This is a genomic window from Subtercola boreus (assembly GCF_003399635.1).
GTDB lineage: Bacteria > Actinomycetota > Actinomycetes > Actinomycetales > Microbacteriaceae > Subtercola > Subtercola boreus_B.
This window is the reverse complement of record NZ_NBXB01000017.1, coordinates 11,942-28,741: the sequence shown is the minus strand read 5'-3', so window position 1 is coordinate 28,741 and position 16,800 is coordinate 11,942. Positions and strand designations below refer to the sequence as shown.

Genomic DNA, 16,800 nt, shown 5'->3' with positions numbered 1-16,800 from the left:
TCGGGGCGCAGCCCTCCTTGAACCGCCAGGCACACCTGCAGAGCCCTCGCGAATGGCAGACCCGTTGTTTTGACAATCTAATCCGCATCAATCCCGTGACAGGAGACCTACTCGCATGACGTCTAGAAACCTCAACGAAAGCAGGGCAAACATGAACGACGACACCACCTTCGATGAGACCCTTCCGTGCACCCGTGGTTGCGCCTGGGACTCGCTCGTCGAGGGCGAAGCGCCCCGCCCCAAGCATGCCCGACACGGGCTGCTCTGCGACTCCTGCTACTACCGGCTCCGACACGCACTCGAGCTCGTCCCCGACCTCATGGCCAACATGCGGGCACAGATCAACGGTTTCGGTGCCGCGCCGATGGGCGAGCGAGTCTCGGGGGGCGGCGGCGGCTCCCCCGCACCCCTCCGGGTCGGCCCGCTCGATGCCAGCGATTCCCTGTTCGCGAAGCTGGTGCTTTGGACCGGATCAGTATCCGAAACGCTGAGCGTGGCTCCGCCTCACGTCTCGGTGTGGATCAATCTCACCGAGGTCCAAGGCTCACGGGTCGTCACCCCCGAAAGAGCACACGAGATCTCCACCGAACTGGTGGGATGGTTCCTCGACCGCCTCGAGACCATCGCGGCACTCCCCCTCGCGATCGCTTTCCACGACGACCTCTGCTACGGCTACGACGACGCCCGAGGCGTGTTCACCCTCGCCGGCGCGTACGGCGTCGAACCACGACCTGTCAGGGATGCAGATAAGCGGGAATGCCCGCTCTGTGGCCAGCGAGAGGTGTTTGTGAAGTTCCCCGACAAGCTCGATCCCGACCTGACCGTCATGTGCGCAGCGTGTGAGTGGGTCGCGCCTCCGCAACAGGTAGACCGCATTCTCCACGCAGTGGCCGCTTAGGATCGCCGGATGCCCGAGAATCAGGAGAACTACACCATCAAGGCGGCCGCGGAGCGCGTGGGTAAGTCCACTAGGACAATCGAGCGGTGGGTGAGGGACGGGATGCGGTGCCGGGACGTCGCTGGGATTGTGGTCATCGAACACAGCGACCTGATGGCGCAGTACCGGGTCAAGATCCTCGCGAACCCAAACAGGCAGAAACGCGGTATCCAGTAAGCCACGGTGTCGGTGGGAACAGGTATGCTATGCCTTAGGCATTCTTGTTCCCGCCGCCCGTAACTCTTGACCCTCACCTAATCGTGGGGGTCCTTTTCGTTTAACGCTTCCCGTACCAGCAGCCGACACACCCACACGAAACGCGGCTTCGTCTTGGACGGGAACCCCGTCGCGCCGCTCACCATTAGGCCACACGGCGCGGACAAATAGGTCAGACGTGACCGTAAAAAGCGGGGTGTTCAGGTGCGTGTCAGCGGCTGTCAAGTCGCATCTGCCACGCGGTGGACGCCCCGCACTTATGCCCCTAGCTCAGCACGCACGGCTCACGCATTCTCCGCTGGTGTAACGGCATCACGGTTGGTTCTGAGCCAACTTGTCGAGGTTCGAATCCTTGGTGGAGAGCTAGGCCGGTTCGGGGTGCACGTAGCCTTTCGTCGGCCGCTCACAAACATATGACGGTTAGTAACCGTGTAACCGTCAGGAGCAGCCATGAACGCGACCGCATCCGACGCCGAAGACAAAGGACGCAAGGTCAAGGTGACGCTCACTGCCGACGTCGACGGGTACGTCGCAGCAATAGAGCGCGCTACCGAGGCGACCAAGAACCTCCTTGCATGCGGCGTATCTATCGACACGATCGATCAGGCGCTCAAGGGCACACTGGCCCTCGCCGATGGTGGCTACTGGCAGAGCATCGACACCATCGTGATCGACACCGACGATCACCACGTCACAGTCGACGGTCAAGACATCACCATGTGGGTAGCGAAGAAGCCCGTCGAGATAACATCCGGCGCCAACGGCGAGACCTACGTCACCGTCACGCTCGCAGTCAAGAACGCACGAGTCATTGGCTGACAGTCACCACTGCCCAGTGTGCGGGCAAGCCTGCGTCGTTCCCTCCATCGCACGCACACACTGCGCTAAGAGGTAGAGCATGCGTGTGTGCAGCACACCAGGATGTCCAACCATCTACGACAGCACAGAGTCGCGCTGCCCGCAACACACACGCACAGCAGACCAACGCAGGGGCACAGCCACACAGCGAGGGTACACAGGCAGAGGACACCGTAACTTCAGGGCCGAAGTGTTACGACGTGACCCCATCTGTGTTGTCTGCCACATAGCGCAAGCAACCGTAGCCGACCACTGGCCGCGTTCACGCCAAGAACTCATCGAACTTGGATTAAACCCGAACGACCCGGAATATGGTCGCGGTCTTGACGCCAACTGCCACAACAAAGAGACGGCACGCAATCAACCAGGCGGATGGCACAACATCCACTGAGAAGCACCCACTAGGCACCACGGGGGTGGGGGGAGACCTCCGCGAAACCAGCCCCTCAGGACCGCCGGGGAGGTGGCTAAAAGGTGCGGCAGAACCAAGATGTTCTCAATTCGGCCTTTGGGAGGCGTTTGCGGTGAACGAGATGCGCGTGATGGTGCCTGTGAGCGATGGGCTGGCGACCGATCAGGAGATGGTCGACGAGCTTGTTGCTACGCAGTTCAGGAAGCTTGCGGCGGATCATGGGTTCGCGGATTTTACGCGGCCAGAGCTTATTGAGTCCCGGACTGTAAACGATTTCCCAATGCTGAAGATGATGGTTTTCGGCTCGACTGCTTGCTGACGAACCCGAGGAGGTGATCATGCCTTCTGGTGGTGTTCGTAGAAACAGTGGTCGCGCTCCTGACCCAAATGCGTTGCGCCGTGATCGCACGGACGATGCGGCTTGGGTGACTCTCCCGGCAGAGGGTTTCGATGGCGCTGTTCCTGCATTTCCCCTGCCCGCCATTCCTATCTATGACATCTACTGGGAAGACAAGAGGCGGATCAAAGAGTTCGACAAGGATGCGACCGACGACCTCCATGCTCGAGAGATCGAGCTTTGGGAAGACCTCTGGTCGAAGCCTCAAGCTGCCATGTGGTCGAAGCTCAGCCTGAAGTACGAGGTAGCTGCGTATGTGCGCGGGTACATCGAATCAACGTCTGCTGAGTCAAATTCTGGGCTGAAGACGGCAGCGCTTCGGATGGCTGCCGAGATCGGCCTGTCGCTGCCGGGGATGCATTCTTTGCGGTGGCGGTTCTCTGAGGATGAGCTGTCGGTGAAGCGGTCGTCTGCCCCGGCGAGGAAGGCGGCGACTTCGGCGAAGGCTAGGTTCGCCGCTCTGAGCAATGGCTAGCCCGCTGCTGATCGTCCCTGAGTGGGTTGAGCAGCACTGTGTGATCCCAGATGGCGACAACCGGGGCAACCCGTTCGTGCTCGGTGATGAGCAGTTCACATTCGTCGCGAATCACTACATGGTTCGTTCGGATGCGCTGGTGGGTCAGAAGGCCGAAGCTTTTATCTTCCGTCGTTCGCAGTTGGTTCGCGCTCAGAAGTGGGGCAAGTCTCCGATGATCGGCGCGTTCGTCTGCGTGGAGGGTGTCGGCCCTGTCTTGTTCGATGGGTTCGCGTCCGGCCGCGAGATGTACGACTGCCGCGACTTCGGTTGTGGTTGCGGGTGGGCGTATGAGTATGACCAGGGCGAGCCGATGGGCCGTCCGTGGTCGACGCCGCTTATTCAGATCACTGCTACGTCCGAAGACCAGACCGACAACACGTATGACGCACTTCGCCCGATGATTGAGCTAGGCCCGTTGGCTGAGATCATTCGGCATACGGGCGAGGAGTTCATCCGCCTTCCCGGTGGTGGCCGAATCGATGTGGTCACGTCGAAGGCAAACTCTCGCCTCGGTCAGCGTGTGACGTTTGCGCCGCAGGATGAGACAGGCCTGTGGGTGAAGTCGAATGGCGGGCACAAGCTCGCGTCGACGCAGCGTCGTGGTCTCGCCGGCATGGGTGGTCGGGCAATCGAAACGACGAACGCGTGGGACCCGGCACAGGATTCCGTCGCCCAGCGCACCTTCGAGGCACCGTCGAAGGACATCAATAAGGACTTCCGCCAGCCGCCCGCGCATCTGAGCTTCGGTGACAAGCGTGACCGTCACAAGATGTTCGTTTTCAACTATGCGGGCGCCCCGTGGGTATCCGTTGCTGCGATCGAGGCTGAAGCTGCCGAGCTCGTTCAGAAGGACAAGGCTGAGGCGGAACGGTTCTTCGGTAACCGCATCGTCGCTGGTTCCGGGGCATGGTTGGACTTCGCACGATGGGAGTCGAAGAAGGCCACGCATGTGGTGCCCGATAAGACACCGATTGTGCTCGGTTTCGACGGGTCTGATGTTGATGACTGGACTGGTATTAGAGCCGAAACGCTCGACGGCTACCAATTCACCCCGACTTACCATGATGGCCGACCGACCATCTGGGACCCGCGCCAGCACAACGGCCGAGTTCCGCGGTTGGAGATCCTGGCAGCGTTTGACGAGATTTTCGAACAGTTCGACGTGGTGCGTGCTTACTGCGACCCGCCGTTCTGGCAGTCGGAGATTGATGGGCTCGAGGCGAAGTACCCGAAGCGGGTCTTTCGCTGGGAGACATACCGGCCGACCCAGATGCACGCTGCTCTCGAGCGGATGAAAACCGATGTGATGCTGCCCGAGTCGCAGTTCACTCATGACGGTGACGAGACGGTCGGCACGCACATCCGTAACGCTGTCGAAGTTGCCCGGCCCGGACAGAAGTACCTCATTTTCAAGGCGTCCGAGACACAGAAGATCGACCTTGCCATGTCGTCAGTGCTGGCCCATGAGGCTGCCGGCGATGTTATCGCTGCTGGCTATACGGCCGACGAAGACGAATACGTGTACTACTAGGAGGCCGCATTGAGCGAGAATACTGCTCTCGATGAGGCGCTGCGTTTGGTTGATGCGTGCTACGGCCGTATTTCGTTTCGTCGTGCTGCAATGAGCAAGCAGGAAGAGTATTTTGGGGGCAAGCAGCCTCTGACTTTCGCTACCGCGGAATGGAAGCGGAAGAACGCGCAACGGTACTCGGGCTTCTCGGATAACTGGTGCGGCGCGGTGGTAAACGCTGAGTCGGAGCGTATTCGCCACACGGGCGTGAAGATCGCTGACAGTCCCGAGGCTGCAATGGTCCTGCACGAGCAGTGGCTGATCAACGAGATGGACATGCAGTCTTCTCAGGGTTTCGTCACCACACTCACCACGGGCCGTTCCTACGTGATCGTGTGGGGCGACACGAAGACGGACGAGCCTCTCATCACATGGGAACATCCCATGAATGTGGAGATCGAGTACGACTGGGCTAACCCGAGGCTTCGTGTCGCCGCGTTGAAGACGTGGGTCGATGACACGAAAGAGTACGGCACCCTGTACACCGCAGACTACGTGTGGAAGTTCGAGCGGTCACGTGCCTCTTCTGCCGACAAGTTCTTCTCCCAGGCTGAGCAGGCCCGCCAGAAGGGTCTCGGCGGAGGCGCTTGGACTCCCCGCGCGGTCGGGAATGAGGTGTGGCCTCTGCCTAACCCGATCGGCGAAGTTCCGGTCGTGGAAATCCAGAACCGGCCTACTCTCCTCGGCGACCCTGTGTCGGAAATCCAGGGCGTGATGCCTATGCAGGACGCTATCAACCTGCTGTGGGCGTACCTGTTCCTCGCGGCCGACTATGCCTCCATGCCGGCCCGTGTCGTGATGAACCAGGCGCCGCCGAAGATCCCTGTTCTGGACAGTACTGGGAAGAAGATCGGCGAGAAACCGGTCCAGATCGATGATTTGTCGGAAAAGAGGCTCCTGTTTCTTACGGGTGACGCCAAGGTTGGCCAGTGGGATGCGGCGCGCCTCGACGTGTTCACGGACACCATCGATGTGGCGGTGGCGCACATCGGCTCCCAGACCCGCACCCCGCCGACGTACCTTGTTGCGAAGTCGGGCATGTCGAACGTCAACGCGGATGGTCTCAAGGCGTCTGAGATTGGTCTGAACAAGAAAGTTCTTGAGTTTCAGACGTTCACCGATCCGGCGCTGCGTGAGATGTATCGCCTTGTCGCGTTAGCGAAGGGCGACAAGGAGTTGGCGAAGATGTGCCGGCTTGCGCACATGGACTGGATGAACCCGGAGATTCGTTCCGAGGCTCAGCTCGCGGATGCGTTGCTGAAGATGAAGACGATGGGGTTCCCGCTCGAGTACCTGATGGAACTGTACGGCCTGTCGCCAACAGAGGTGGAGCGGGTACTGGCGATGGTGGACGAGCAGAACACCGACCCGCAGTTGCAAGCCGCTCTACGCCCCGCTCAGGGCCAGCCGGGAGGCGTTCTGAATGCTTCCCCAGTCGGCAACTAGCTACTACGAGACGCAGCAGCGCATCGCTGTGGCGACGGCCGCGGGTGCGAAGAAGTTCTGGCGCCGTATGGGGCCGGACTTCGATTCTTCATGGGCTGATGTCGTTACCCCACTACTCAACTGGGTGCAAACGGGGCGTGCTGCTGCAGTCGCCTCATCGATCGGGTACACGGCCGATGTTCTGCAAGAAACGAACGTTGATGCGGCACCTGTCGGGGTTCTGAGCCCTGCTGGCTTCCTATCTTCCGCGCCTGACGGTCGGTCGATGGGTTCGTTACTCGGAGAGTCTGTGGTGAAGGCCAAGTCTGCGGTGGGCTCTGGCCTGTCTGCGCCGCTGGCTTTGCAGCAGGCTGAACGGTGGCTCACCGGAACTCTGCTGACGGTCATGTCAGACACTGGGCGGAGTGTTGTTGCGGCGGACATAGCCCAACGGCCCACCTTGCAGGGGTACACGCGGATGCTGAACCCGCCCTCGTGCTCACGGTGCGCGATCCTGGCGGGAAAGTTCTTCCGTTGGAACAGCGGTTTCCTTCGCCACCCGCGATGTGACTGCCGCCACATTCCGACCAACGAGAACATGGCCGGCGACCTGACGACCGACCCGTACAAGTACTTTCACTCGCTCTCCCCGGAGGCGCAAGAGAAAACGTTCGGGCGGTCTGAGGCACGTGCTATCCGTGAGGGTGCCGACATTTACCGGGTCGGCAACATTCAGCAGCGTGGACTTGCGACATCTAAGGGGCACCTGCGCTACGGAACCCCCTCTCGGATGACCGTGGATGACATCTTCCGCACTGCTGGCACGCGCACGAATGCGATCAAGATGCTTGAGCATGAGGGGTACATCACGGGTCCGCAGGTCGCCGGTGGCAACATCGTTGGTCGCATCGAGGGCTTCGGTGCCCTAGGCAAAGGTGGCAAGGCTCGCGCCGCATCGGACGCCGTAAAACAGGCCCGCGAGACCGGTGTCCGCGACCCACTGAACCGTTACACGATGACGGCTGCGGAGCGTCGACTGTATGACGCGAAGTACAAGCTCGATGTCGCCCGGACCGGTGTTTACCCACGCACGGTCGGGCTGTCGTCGGCTGACAAGTACGTGGCGCCGAAGCCGATCACCCCTATGCAGCTCGCACATATTGAGCAGGCATATGCAAATGAGGTCGCGAAGCTCGCCACCTCAGCCAGTTCGGTTCGCCGTCTGGCGCAACTTCTAGGCATCTGACTTCAACAAAAAGTGCCCTGCTTAGGTGGGGCTTTTTTGTTGCCCAAAACTTCCCGCTCCTTTGCGGGATCAGGCCGAGCGACTCGGCATCCATCCCCCAGAGGAAGTGATTTTCTCATGCCAGAAGCCGAAACCGATGTGACGTCGGAGTCGAACGAAGCACAGTCCGAAGACACCACCACCGAAGTTGACCCGAATGCCGGAGCCAAGAAAGCTCTCGACTCTGAGCGCGCAGCGCGAAAAACAGCCGAGAAGGAAATTGCGCAACTCCGGCGCGAGCTCGCCGCACGCGACAAGCCTGCTGAGGAAGTAGCCCTCGATAACGCCCGCGCTGAGGCGCGTGCTGAGGCAACAGCTTCCGCTAACGCACGCATTGTCAAAGCGGAACTCAAGGCGGTCGCCGCAGGGAAGCTTGCCGACCCGGCAGATGCTGCCGTGTTCATCGACGCCACCTCATTTGAGGTAGGCGATGACGGCGAAGTGGATGTCGAAGCGCTGAACAAGGCCGTAATCGACCTGCTCACCCAGAAACCGCACCTCGCTGCTGCCGCACAACGCAAGTTCGTCGGCGACGCAGATCAGGGCGCGAAGGGCAAGCAGGCCGCACCGGTCAAGTACGACCCGAACGACCTCATCCGAGCGGCGTTCCAAAAATCCTAGTGAAAAGAGTTCATCATGGCTGACATCAGTCGCTCCGATGCGCTGGCGCTGCTCGCAGTCCAGAACATCGGCACCATCGTCAAGGAGGCGGAGTACACCTCTGCTGCGCTTTCCTCGTTCCGCACCATCCGCATGGTCTCGGGCGCCGCACGCATGCCCGTCCTGTCGGCTCTGCCAACCGCCGGTTTCGTCGGCGAGTCAGCGACCCTCGCGGCTGGCGTGAAGCCGACCTCCGAGGTTCTGTGGGCAAATAAGGACCTGATCGCGGAGGAGATCGCAGTCATCATCCCCGTTCACGAGAATGTGATCGATGACTCGACGTTCGACATCTGGGGCGAGGTCCAGCCTCTGGTCTCCCAGGAACTCGGTCGAGTTCTCGACGCGGCTGTGTTCTTCGGCGTCAACAAGCCGGCGACGTGGACCGACGCAGCCTTGGTGCCCGGCGCGATTGCGGCCGGCAACACTGTCGTTCGTGGTACGTCGACCGTCGACTTCGCTGAGGACATCAATCAGGTCTTCGCAAAGGTCGAAGATGATGGGTTCGACGTGAACCACGCGTACACGGGACGGTTCATGCGGTCGAAGCTTCGCGGTCTGCGTGACAAGCAGAACGAGCCGATCTACCTCGACTCGATCCGTTCGGACAACTCGCTGGGCAGCATCTACGGGCAGCCGCTCGACTATGTGCGGAACGGTTCATGGAACCCGGCCGTCGCCGAGCTCCTTGTCGGGGATTCGTCCAAGGCTATCCTCGGAATCCGGCAGGACGTTCAGGTGAAGATCCTCACTGAGGCGACTGTCGGCGGCATCAACCTTGCCGAGCGCGACATGGTGGCCCTGCGATTCAAGTTCCGTGCCGGCTTCGCAGTTGCTACGCCCGTGACAACCGAGGGTTCGGGCAGCAAGTACCCGTTCGCCGTCCTCACCCCGTCTGCGTAAACGTGACGGCGTACAAGTCCCCTTCGGGGGAAGTGCTCGACATTCCCGATAACGGGGTTCATGCGATCGAGGCCCTTGGATGGGTTCCGGTCGATCCGCCGCAGAAGAAACAGACCGCTTCGAAGAAGTAGGAGTCATGGTGGACGCATTCGCTACAGCAGTAGAGCTAGGTACCCGTCTCAATCGGACTTTCTCGTCCGACGAGACGGCATGGGTAACTTCCCTGCTCAAGGATGCGTCCACCTACCTGCGCGAAGACATCATCGGCGCGCAGGTCTTTCCTCAGGCGACGGTCACATTCACGGTGTGGCCGGAGCCCGAGGGGATCGTGCTGCCGCAGCAGCCCGTTCAGGCTGTCGTTTCGGTGAGCCGTGATGGCAGTGATGTCGACTATGTGTACCGCGACGGCCGTGTTCTGATTGCGAGCCCTCTGCCGGTGGACATCACGTTCACCTACGGATACGCGGAGGCCCCTGAGGGGCTCAAGCGGTGGACGATGGTCCTCGTCTCCCAGACACTCATCTCTCTGGAGCTCAACCTGGGGCTCACGGTTGGCGGGCTATCATCCGTCGCCCTCGATGACTTCAAAGCATCGTTCGCTGATGCTGGTGATTCAACCGGCATCACACTGTCTGACCGAAACATCGAACTGATCCGCTCCCAGTACGGCACTGGCGTGTGGGTTACCGGGTCGCGATGAGTATCGCTGACGGCACACTCGGCATGGGACGAAAGCTCGCACAGTCCCTCATGCCGGATACGTGCGACATCGGCTTCGATACTCCCGGCACTGTGCTAGACGATGCAACAGGCGGCTACGGTTCGACGTTCACCCCTGTGTATTCAGGCCCGTGTGAATACATGGCGCCTCACCGTCTGGGTTCCGATGTGGATGCTGCGGGTCAGATCCTCACCGACCAGAATGCGATCCTGAAACTTCCGGTGATGACGTCACTGGGCGTGAAGAAGAACATGGTCGCGATCATCACAGCGGCACGTAACGATCCGGCGCTCGTGGGTACACGGTGCCGGATAACAGGCCCATTCGCGGGTTCGTATGTGACGGCTCGCAGGTTCCCCGTGGAGGTGGTTTCCTGATGCCCGACAACATCTCCTTCGACTTCTCGGAGATCAACGCTCTAGCCGCGTCGATCGAGGAAGCCCCGCGCGAGGCTCGATACAACATCCGCAAAGCGGTCACGGTCACTTCGCGGAACATCAAGGATGCGTGGAAAGCGAAACTGCAGGGCTCCGATTCGCTCCCTGGCTTGCCGAGTGCGGTGAGCTATGACGTTTTGTCTGATAACTCTTCGACGGCACCGATCACTGCGGAGATCGGTTTCGACAAGGACCGTCGTCAGGGTCCACTCGGGAACATTTCTGAGTTCGGTTCGCCGAAGGTCGCCCCTCGCGGTTACGGTCTGGCGTCTCTGAATGAGAACCAAGAGGACTTCGAGTTCGGTATCGCGAAGGCCGTCGATGATGCGATGAGGGCGGCGGGACTGTGAGCCGGAAGCACACCGCAGCACTTGTCGCACTGGTTGCCACGTCGAAGGTGACGAACTTCTATCCGGGTCTCGCCCCGCTGGTGGGTGGTAAGCCTCAGGCTGGCCCGTACGCGGTTTTCTATAGCGGCGAGGGCACTGATACTCAGCCACGGTTTACTAGCGGCTCTGTCAGGCAGAACCCATCATGGACGGTTCATTGTGTCGGCTCTACGGCTGACCAAGCGTCGTGGGTTTTTGAACAGATCAAAGGCGTGCTGTTCCCGCGCGGTCTCGGCGCAATCCCTGCTGTCGATGACGAAAGTCCTGGACCCTTCTGGTTCGAGTCACCGATCGACGTGCAGCGTGACGACGACTCGACTCCGCCCCTTTTCTGGAACACGATCCGCTGCGGTTTCTTTTCCGACCTGATCTGACCATCTCTCACCGCCAACGCCCTTAGGAGGGTTATTCGTCATGCCATTTCTTCGTGTGCGAGCAGTCGATGGCCCGAAGCATGAGTTCGACGCTTCGCAGTCAGAAGTCGAAGCGAACCCGGACCTTTACGAGGTAATCGATGACGAACCTGTCACCGAGTCCCGGGCCGCTGAGTACTTCCCCCCGAAGCCCAAGGCTTCCACTAAAACTTCCGTGGGCGAACCCAAAAAAGGAGATGCCTGATGGCTCTTGAGACAGTCCCCCTGGGCAAGGTCAGTAACGGCCAGGCTCTCGTTCTTTTCGTTCCCACCATCGCGAACCCGGCCGCGCCGACCATCGCCGAGCTCACCGCTGGCACGGTGAAGAAGATCACCTATTCCGCAACCGGCGATGGTTACAAGCACACTCGTGCGATCACGAAGGTGCGGGCCAACCGTTTCACCCTCGCGCAGGAGATCCAGTACGACGGCACCGTGGTTGATGACGTGACGATCACGTATGCGTACACGAACACCGCCGGAGACGTGGTGCGCCTCGCGCTCACGAAGGGCGTCTCGGGTTTCCTCGTGGAGCGCTGGGCGGTCGACAACTCGGTTGCGATCGCAGCCGCGCAGATCGTCCACGTCATCCCGATCACCGCTTCGGAGTCCATCCCGGACGCCCCGGTGAAGGATCAGGAACTCACTCGCACGCTCGTCTGCAATGTCAGCGGCACCGTCCTGATGGACGTGGCTGTCGCGGCGTAACCCCTCTACCCCTGCCGGGGTGTACCCAGCCCACGGAAGCGCCCCGGCAGGCTTCATCTCTCTATCCGTGGGCTATTCCGTGGGAGGAACGCATGACCTCGTTTGATGACCTCAATGCCAAACAGCAGGAGCAGAAAGCCGAACCCGATCGCATCGACGTTCCGGTGGTGTTCGGTGGCGAGCTGGTAACGCTTCGCTTCTCGGAGATCCCTGACGGCACGGTATGGGCTGGGATCACCTCCCGGAACCCCGCCGACCCTGAGGCCCCGACAGATCGCTACGTCGGTTATGACGTCCATGATGTCTGCCAGGAAGCCGCACCGATCAGTGGCGTATATCTCGACGGCGACACCGAGACGGTATTGACGCCTGAGCAGTGGCAGAAGATGCTCACTTCCCTGTCTGGCCCCGACTTTGTCGCGGTGTGCGACGCGATTTTCGGCCTGAATGAGTGGAACCCCAGGCAGCTCACGGAGCGCCTAAAAAAAGCTTCGATCGCCGCCTCGACGGTGAAGCTCGCCTCGCTCGAGAACTCGGTGTCAGCCTCCGAAGGCTCTACGGGTGGGAACCGCGCCGCACGACGTCGCACGAGTACGACGAAGAAGGCCGACTCGTCCGATCAGTGACCACAACTGAAGCTGAGTGGGATGCGGAGCAGGTCGGCTATCTGATTGCTTCCGTGGAGCGCCAGGCTGATCTGAACCCGTTCGGGGTGCCTTACTCGTTAGCGACTGACCCGGCTATTCGAGACAGCATCGTTGTTGACCTTGAGGTCGACCTGATGGCGCGTGCTGTCAAACAGCGCCGCGACTCTGACGCGAAGACATATGAGCATCAGGATCAGTCGGGGTGGTTCTACACGCCGCGGATCGAGCGTTAGCGCCTCAGGTAGCGACCGCGCCTATTGATGCCTTTGACGAGCAGAAGCACCCCAAACCCCACGCCAGCAACCGCCGCAAAGAGCTTCCCTGCGAGACCGGCGCTGGTGAAGTCGTCGATCAAAAACGCCGGAATCGTGACGACCTGGAGTAGTGCGAACAGCAACAGGATCGCACCCCACACGATGAACGCCGTTCCGGTGCTCGGTTGGCGTTCCGCCGGCGCGTAGGCGTCTTTCTCGTCGCTCGTCATGCCCGTGAGCCTACAACCACATATTGCGTCTCTTGGAGGTTATTTTGGCCGAGAGAACCGTACGCGTAGCCCTCACTGCGCAGGTCGCACAGTATGTGTCGGGCATGGAGCGGGCTGCCGCTGCAACGCGAACCACAAACACCGAGGCCCAGAACCTCGCCCGTAACGGCGAGAACATGCAGAAGGCCGGACAAGGTTTTCTCGCCGTCGGCGCCCTTGCCGCTGTTGGGGTCGGTCTCGCGGTCTCGAAGTTCATGGAGTTCGACAAGGCCATGTCTGAGGTGCAGGCCTCAACGCACGAGTCGGCATCGAACATGGACCTGCTGCGGCAGGCAGCGATCAAGGCTGGCGCAGATTCAGTGTTCTCGGCCAAGGAAGCAGCGGACGCAGAGAACGAGCTCGCCAAGGCTGGCGTTGCGACTGCCGACATCCTCGGTGGCGCGCTGAAGGGGTCGATGGATCTCGCTTCGGCGGGCGGGCTCGGTGTTGCGGACGCTGCGACGTACGCGGCTACAGCGATGACCCAGTTCAAGCTTGCGGGCTCTGAGGTGCCTCACATCGCTGACCTTCTCGCGGCTGGTGCCGGCAAGGCGCAGGGTTCCGTCGATGACCTCGCACAGGCACTCAATCAGGGTGGCCTTGTCGCTTCTCAGGCAGGTCAGTCGATCGAGGGGACCACTGGCGTTCTCGCGGCATTCGCTTCCGCCGGCCTGATTGGTTCCGACGCGGGCACGTCACTCAAGACGATGCTGCTCGCGCTAGAGAACCCCTCTACCAAGGCTGCCAGCGTGATGCAGGAGTACGGCATCAACGTTTACGACTCTTCGGGCAAGATGCTCGAGTTCTCGGGCATCGCTGAACAGCTCAAGACGAAGCTCGGTGGGCTGACGGATGAGCAGCGGAACTCTGCCCTCGCTACGATCTTCGGCTCGGATGCTGTCCGCTCGGCGTCTGTTCTGTATGCGCAGGGTGCTGATGGTATCCAGTCGTGGAATGACAAAGTGAACGACGCTGGGTTTGCGGCTGAGACTGCACGCCTGAAGCTAGACAACCTCTCCGGTGACCTTGAGTACCTGTCCGGCTCGGTGGACTCTGGCCTGATTCAGACCGGTTCGTCGGCGAACGAAGTGCTGCGGTTCCTCGTCCAGTCGCTCACGAGCGCCACGGATACTATTGGCGGCTTGCCCGGTCCGATCCTTGCGGTTGGTCTTGGCCTGACGGCAACCACGGCCGCTGTTGGTCTGTTCGGCGGTGGTCTTCTGACCGTCGTCCCGAAGATCGCGGCGACTCGGCTTGCGATGCAGGAGATGAACCTCACCGGTCTCGGTCTCGCCAAATCGTTCGGTAAGGGAGGCCTCGTTCTCGCGGCGCTTGCTCTGGCTGCGACGGCCATGTCCCATGCGGGCGACGTTGCCGAACTGACCAGCGTCGACCTCGCGAAGCTCGACAATGCCGTGAAGCAGCTCGGCACATCCTCGACAGACCTCGACGGCCTATTCACGGGCATGCAGGGGACGACGAACGCGACTAACGGGATGGCGGACGCGGCTAGCAAGCTGACTTCCTCCGGCCTCGACGGGTTCATCTACCAGATCAACAAGACGGCTTGGAATGGCCTCGCGAACACAGTTGGCCTCGTCGCACCTGCCATCAAAGATCTGGCCAACGGGATCACGAAGAACGAGGCCCAGTTCAAGCAGCTCGGCCAAACTCTCGCGACGACCGCCAAGACGGATTTCAAGGGCGCGAACGACCAGTTCCAGCAGTTCGTGTCAGCGATGGGTGGCGGCGAGGAAGCGACCAAGAAGCTGCTTCAGGTCATGCCGGAGTACAAGGCCGCGCTGATCGACATCCTGACCGCGAATGGTCAGGCTGCTTCGGATCAGAACGTTCTCAACCTTGCTATGGGCAAGGGGTCCGTCGCTCAGCAGGCGTTCCGGGATTCGGTCGCGGCCACCACGGTTGCGACGGAGGAGCAGGCGAAAGCGACGGAAGCGGCCAAGCAGGCAACCGACGACTGGCTGAAGATGGTTTCGGAAGCCGATTCGTCCTTCGTCGGGCTTCAGACGGCTTATGACGCTGTGATCGCGAAGAACCAGGAGGTCGCGCAGTCGACGGCTGACGCAACGGACTCTTCTACCGACTCATGGAAGGACTACTACGACGGGATCTCCGTCTCCGTGTCCGACTATCTCGCTGATCTCCAGTCGCAGGTCGACGCTCAGACCAACTGGGAATCGAACATGCTGAAGCTCTCCGGGAAGGTGTCGCAAGGCACCTTGGATGAGCTCGCGAAGATGGGTCCTGGAGGGGCACCCCTGGTCGCGCAGCTTGTCACTGCTTCCGGTGACGAACTGGCAAAGCTCGACGGCCTACTCACCGAAAAGGCCTCCGAGGCGACCGGACATTTCGCTGACACGCTGAGCGGCTCCGGGCCGATCATCGCGGCCGCTGCCGCCCAGCTCGGGCAGGGCGTCGCGGATGAGATTGCGGGCAAGCTTCAGGCTGGTACTGCGACGGTCGAGCAGATCATGACCGAGTACAAGCTGAAGGTCGCCGGCTACGTGCCGACACTGGACGTGAACACGGCGACGGCTTCGGAGAAGATCTCTGCATTGCAGTCTCAGATCCGAGCGGCGACGGGCGATTACAACTTCCGTATCGCTCAGGGCCCGGGCGGTTCTGGCGGTCAGACCGTCAACGAGAACGGGAACTTGTTTGCTGCTGGTCGAGCGCAGGCATTCGAGAATGGCGGGCTCCCGACAGGGATCTATGCCGGACGACCGCAGGCGATCTACAAGTTCGCGGAGAAGAACGTGCCGTGGGAGGGCTTCATCTCGGGTAAGCCCGGGCAGGAGACGCGCAACCGGGCGATCGCTTTGGATGCGTTGAACCGGCTCGGCGGCGCTCGTGAGTACGCAGATACAGCAGGTCGCTCGGGAAGTGTCGCTACCTCCTCTAAGCACGCGACCGTAAATGTCTACCCGGCTGCCGGAACCGATGAACGCGTTATCGGACAAACGGCAGCGAACGACCTCAACTGGCGATTGGCGATGGCGAAGTGATCGCACGTATCAACGATCTGTTGTTCGATGGCGGTTCCGGTTCTGACGGCTTCTACGTCACTGAGATGACTGGCTGGGATTCGACACCCGATGTTCGCCGCGACGAGGCCGAAAAACCTCTCGCGGCGGGCTCGTTCGATGCAGTCGGGTACTTCTCATCCCGGGTCATTTCAATCTCTGGCGACTGCCACGCCGATTCCGCAGAGAAGCTGGCTTACTACCAGCGAAAACTGAGCGGCGCCCTAGCGGACGGGGGCGCAGCGCGGCTTGTTGTCGATTATGCGGGACTGACTACAAGCGCTTCTGTGCGGTTGGCCACCAAAACACAATTTCAAGTCGAGTTGTGGGGCTACCGGGCTTCCTATCAAATCCAATTTTGGGCGGCTGACCCGCGGAAGTATGGCCAGTCGTACACGTTCACGGCCGACCCTGCTACCCCGCTGGTTGTGTCGGCGTGGCAGTACGGGAACTATGCCGCGTACCCGGTCCTGACGATCACCGGTTCGATGCCGTCGTACTCCGTGTCATCCGGCGGGAAGACGTACCAGGTCAACAAGGCGGTCACGGCCGGTCATCCGCACCAGATCTTCATGGACTCGGGGCTGCTGATTGTTGACGGCTTCCCGGTCTACGGGGTTGTTGAGCAGGCGGGTATCTGGGCTGTCCCACCGGGGCAGACGGTTTCGCAGACTCTCGCGCCTTCGGGCGGCACAGGGGTCATGACGGTGACGGTAGCCGACACATACATCTAGGGGGCAT

Annotated in this window: 20 protein-coding genes; 19 read left to right on the top strand and 1 reads right to left on the bottom strand. The window is 60.9% G+C overall.

The window, feature by feature from the left end:
• Nucleotides 1-151 precede the first annotated feature (151 nt).
• From B7R22_RS05460 to B7R22_RS05380, 17 genes are all read left to right on the top strand, one after another.
• Entirely contained in the window at nucleotides 152-898 is a 747-nt protein-coding gene (locus B7R22_RS05460; protein ID WP_116410783.1) for a hypothetical protein, read from the top strand.
• 9 nt (nucleotides 899-907) lie between these two features.
• The gene (locus tag B7R22_RS05455) at nucleotides 908-1,114 is read left to right on the top strand and encodes a hypothetical protein (protein ID WP_116410782.1); all 207 of its coding nucleotides are present in this window, start codon (nucleotides 908-910) and stop codon (nucleotides 1,112-1,114) included.
• 489 nt (nucleotides 1,115-1,603) lie between these two features.
• On the top strand, nucleotides 1,604-1,972 hold the full coding sequence (locus B7R22_RS05450) for a hypothetical protein (RefSeq protein ID WP_116410781.1): 369 nt from the start codon (nucleotides 1,604-1,606) through the stop codon (nucleotides 1,970-1,972).
• A gap of 563 nt (nucleotides 1,973-2,535) precedes the next feature.
• On the top strand, nucleotides 2,536-2,742 hold the full coding sequence (locus B7R22_RS05440) for a hypothetical protein (RefSeq protein WP_116410779.1): 207 nt from the start codon (nucleotides 2,536-2,538) through the stop codon (nucleotides 2,740-2,742).
• Nucleotides 2,743-2,761: 19 nt separating this feature from the next.
• Nucleotides 2,762-3,295 carry a hypothetical protein gene (locus B7R22_RS05435; RefSeq protein ID WP_147305310.1) on the top strand — a complete coding sequence of 178 codons (534 nt, stop codon included), beginning with the start codon at nucleotides 2,762-2,764 and terminating at the stop codon, nucleotides 3,293-3,295.
• Nucleotides 3,288-4,868 (top strand): hypothetical protein, encoded by a 1,581-nt coding sequence (locus tag B7R22_RS05430; RefSeq protein WP_116410778.1) that lies wholly within the window; start codon nucleotides 3,288-3,290, stop codon nucleotides 4,866-4,868. Before B7R22_RS05435 ends, B7R22_RS05430 begins: the two co-directional genes overlap by 8 nt.
• A gap of 9 nt (nucleotides 4,869-4,877) precedes the next feature.
• Nucleotides 4,878-6,353 (top strand): phage portal protein, encoded by a 1,476-nt coding sequence (locus tag B7R22_RS05425; RefSeq protein ID WP_147305309.1) that lies wholly within the window; start codon nucleotides 4,878-4,880, stop codon nucleotides 6,351-6,353.
• Nucleotides 6,331-7,578, top strand: a complete 1,248-nt coding sequence (locus B7R22_RS05420) for a hypothetical protein (RefSeq protein WP_147305308.1) — start codon at nucleotides 6,331-6,333, stop codon at nucleotides 7,576-7,578. Before B7R22_RS05425 ends, B7R22_RS05420 begins: the two co-directional genes overlap by 23 nt.
• Nucleotides 7,579-7,695: 117 nt before the next feature.
• On the top strand, nucleotides 7,696-8,238 hold the full coding sequence (locus B7R22_RS05415; protein WP_116282415.1) for a hypothetical protein: 543 nt from the start codon (nucleotides 7,696-7,698) through the stop codon (nucleotides 8,236-8,238).
• 15 nt (nucleotides 8,239-8,253) lie between these two features.
• Nucleotides 8,254-9,177, top strand: coding sequence for a phage major capsid protein (locus B7R22_RS05410; protein WP_116282414.1), 924 nt, complete (start codon nucleotides 8,254-8,256; stop codon nucleotides 9,175-9,177).
• A gap of 136 nt (nucleotides 9,178-9,313) precedes the next feature.
• The gene (locus tag B7R22_RS05405) at nucleotides 9,314-9,877 is read left to right on the top strand and encodes a hypothetical protein (RefSeq protein WP_116410775.1); all 564 of its coding nucleotides are present in this window, start codon (nucleotides 9,314-9,316) and stop codon (nucleotides 9,875-9,877) included.
• Entirely contained in the window at nucleotides 9,874-10,275 is a 402-nt protein-coding gene (locus B7R22_RS05400; protein ID WP_147305307.1) for a DUF6093 family protein, read from the top strand. The genes B7R22_RS05405 and B7R22_RS05400 overlap by 4 nt, the downstream gene beginning before the upstream one ends.
• Nucleotides 10,275-10,685, top strand: a complete 411-nt coding sequence (locus B7R22_RS05395) for a hypothetical protein (RefSeq protein WP_116410773.1) — start codon at nucleotides 10,275-10,277, stop codon at nucleotides 10,683-10,685. The genes B7R22_RS05400 and B7R22_RS05395 overlap by 1 nt, the downstream gene beginning before the upstream one ends.
• Complete coding sequence (locus tag B7R22_RS18750; RefSeq protein WP_147305306.1) at nucleotides 10,682-11,098, top strand: hypothetical protein; 417 nt, start codon at nucleotides 10,682-10,684, stop codon at nucleotides 11,096-11,098. Before B7R22_RS05395 ends, B7R22_RS18750 begins: the two co-directional genes overlap by 4 nt.
• A gap of 243 nt (nucleotides 11,099-11,341) precedes the next feature.
• Nucleotides 11,342-11,845, top strand: a complete 504-nt coding sequence (locus B7R22_RS05390) for a hypothetical protein (protein ID WP_116410772.1) — start codon at nucleotides 11,342-11,344, stop codon at nucleotides 11,843-11,845.
• A gap of 92 nt (nucleotides 11,846-11,937) precedes the next feature.
• Nucleotides 11,938-12,471 (top strand): hypothetical protein, encoded by a 534-nt coding sequence (locus tag B7R22_RS05385; protein WP_116410771.1) that lies wholly within the window; start codon nucleotides 11,938-11,940, stop codon nucleotides 12,469-12,471.
• Nucleotides 12,468-12,725, top strand: a complete 258-nt coding sequence (locus B7R22_RS05380) for a hypothetical protein (protein ID WP_116410770.1) — start codon at nucleotides 12,468-12,470, stop codon at nucleotides 12,723-12,725. Before B7R22_RS05385 ends, B7R22_RS05380 begins: the two co-directional genes overlap by 4 nt.
• Here the strand turns inward: B7R22_RS05380 and B7R22_RS05375 are convergent.
• A complete protein-coding gene (locus tag B7R22_RS05375; protein WP_116410769.1) occupies nucleotides 12,722-12,976 on the bottom strand; it encodes a hypothetical protein in 255 nt (84 codons plus the stop codon). The genes B7R22_RS05380 and B7R22_RS05375 overlap by 4 nt on opposite strands.
• Nucleotides 12,977-13,080: 104 nt before the next feature.
• On the opposite strand from B7R22_RS05375, the gene B7R22_RS05370 reads away from it, so the two are divergent.
• Together B7R22_RS05370 and B7R22_RS05365 are read left to right on the top strand one after the other, a co-directional pair.
• Complete coding sequence (locus tag B7R22_RS05370) at nucleotides 13,081-16,041, top strand: phage tail tape measure protein (RefSeq protein ID WP_367379177.1); 2,961 nt, start codon at nucleotides 13,081-13,083, stop codon at nucleotides 16,039-16,041.
• On the top strand, nucleotides 16,038-16,793 hold the full coding sequence (locus B7R22_RS05365; protein ID WP_116410767.1) for a hypothetical protein: 756 nt from the start codon (nucleotides 16,038-16,040) through the stop codon (nucleotides 16,791-16,793). The genes B7R22_RS05370 and B7R22_RS05365 overlap by 4 nt, the downstream gene beginning before the upstream one ends.
• Nucleotides 16,794-16,800 lie beyond the last annotated feature (7 nt).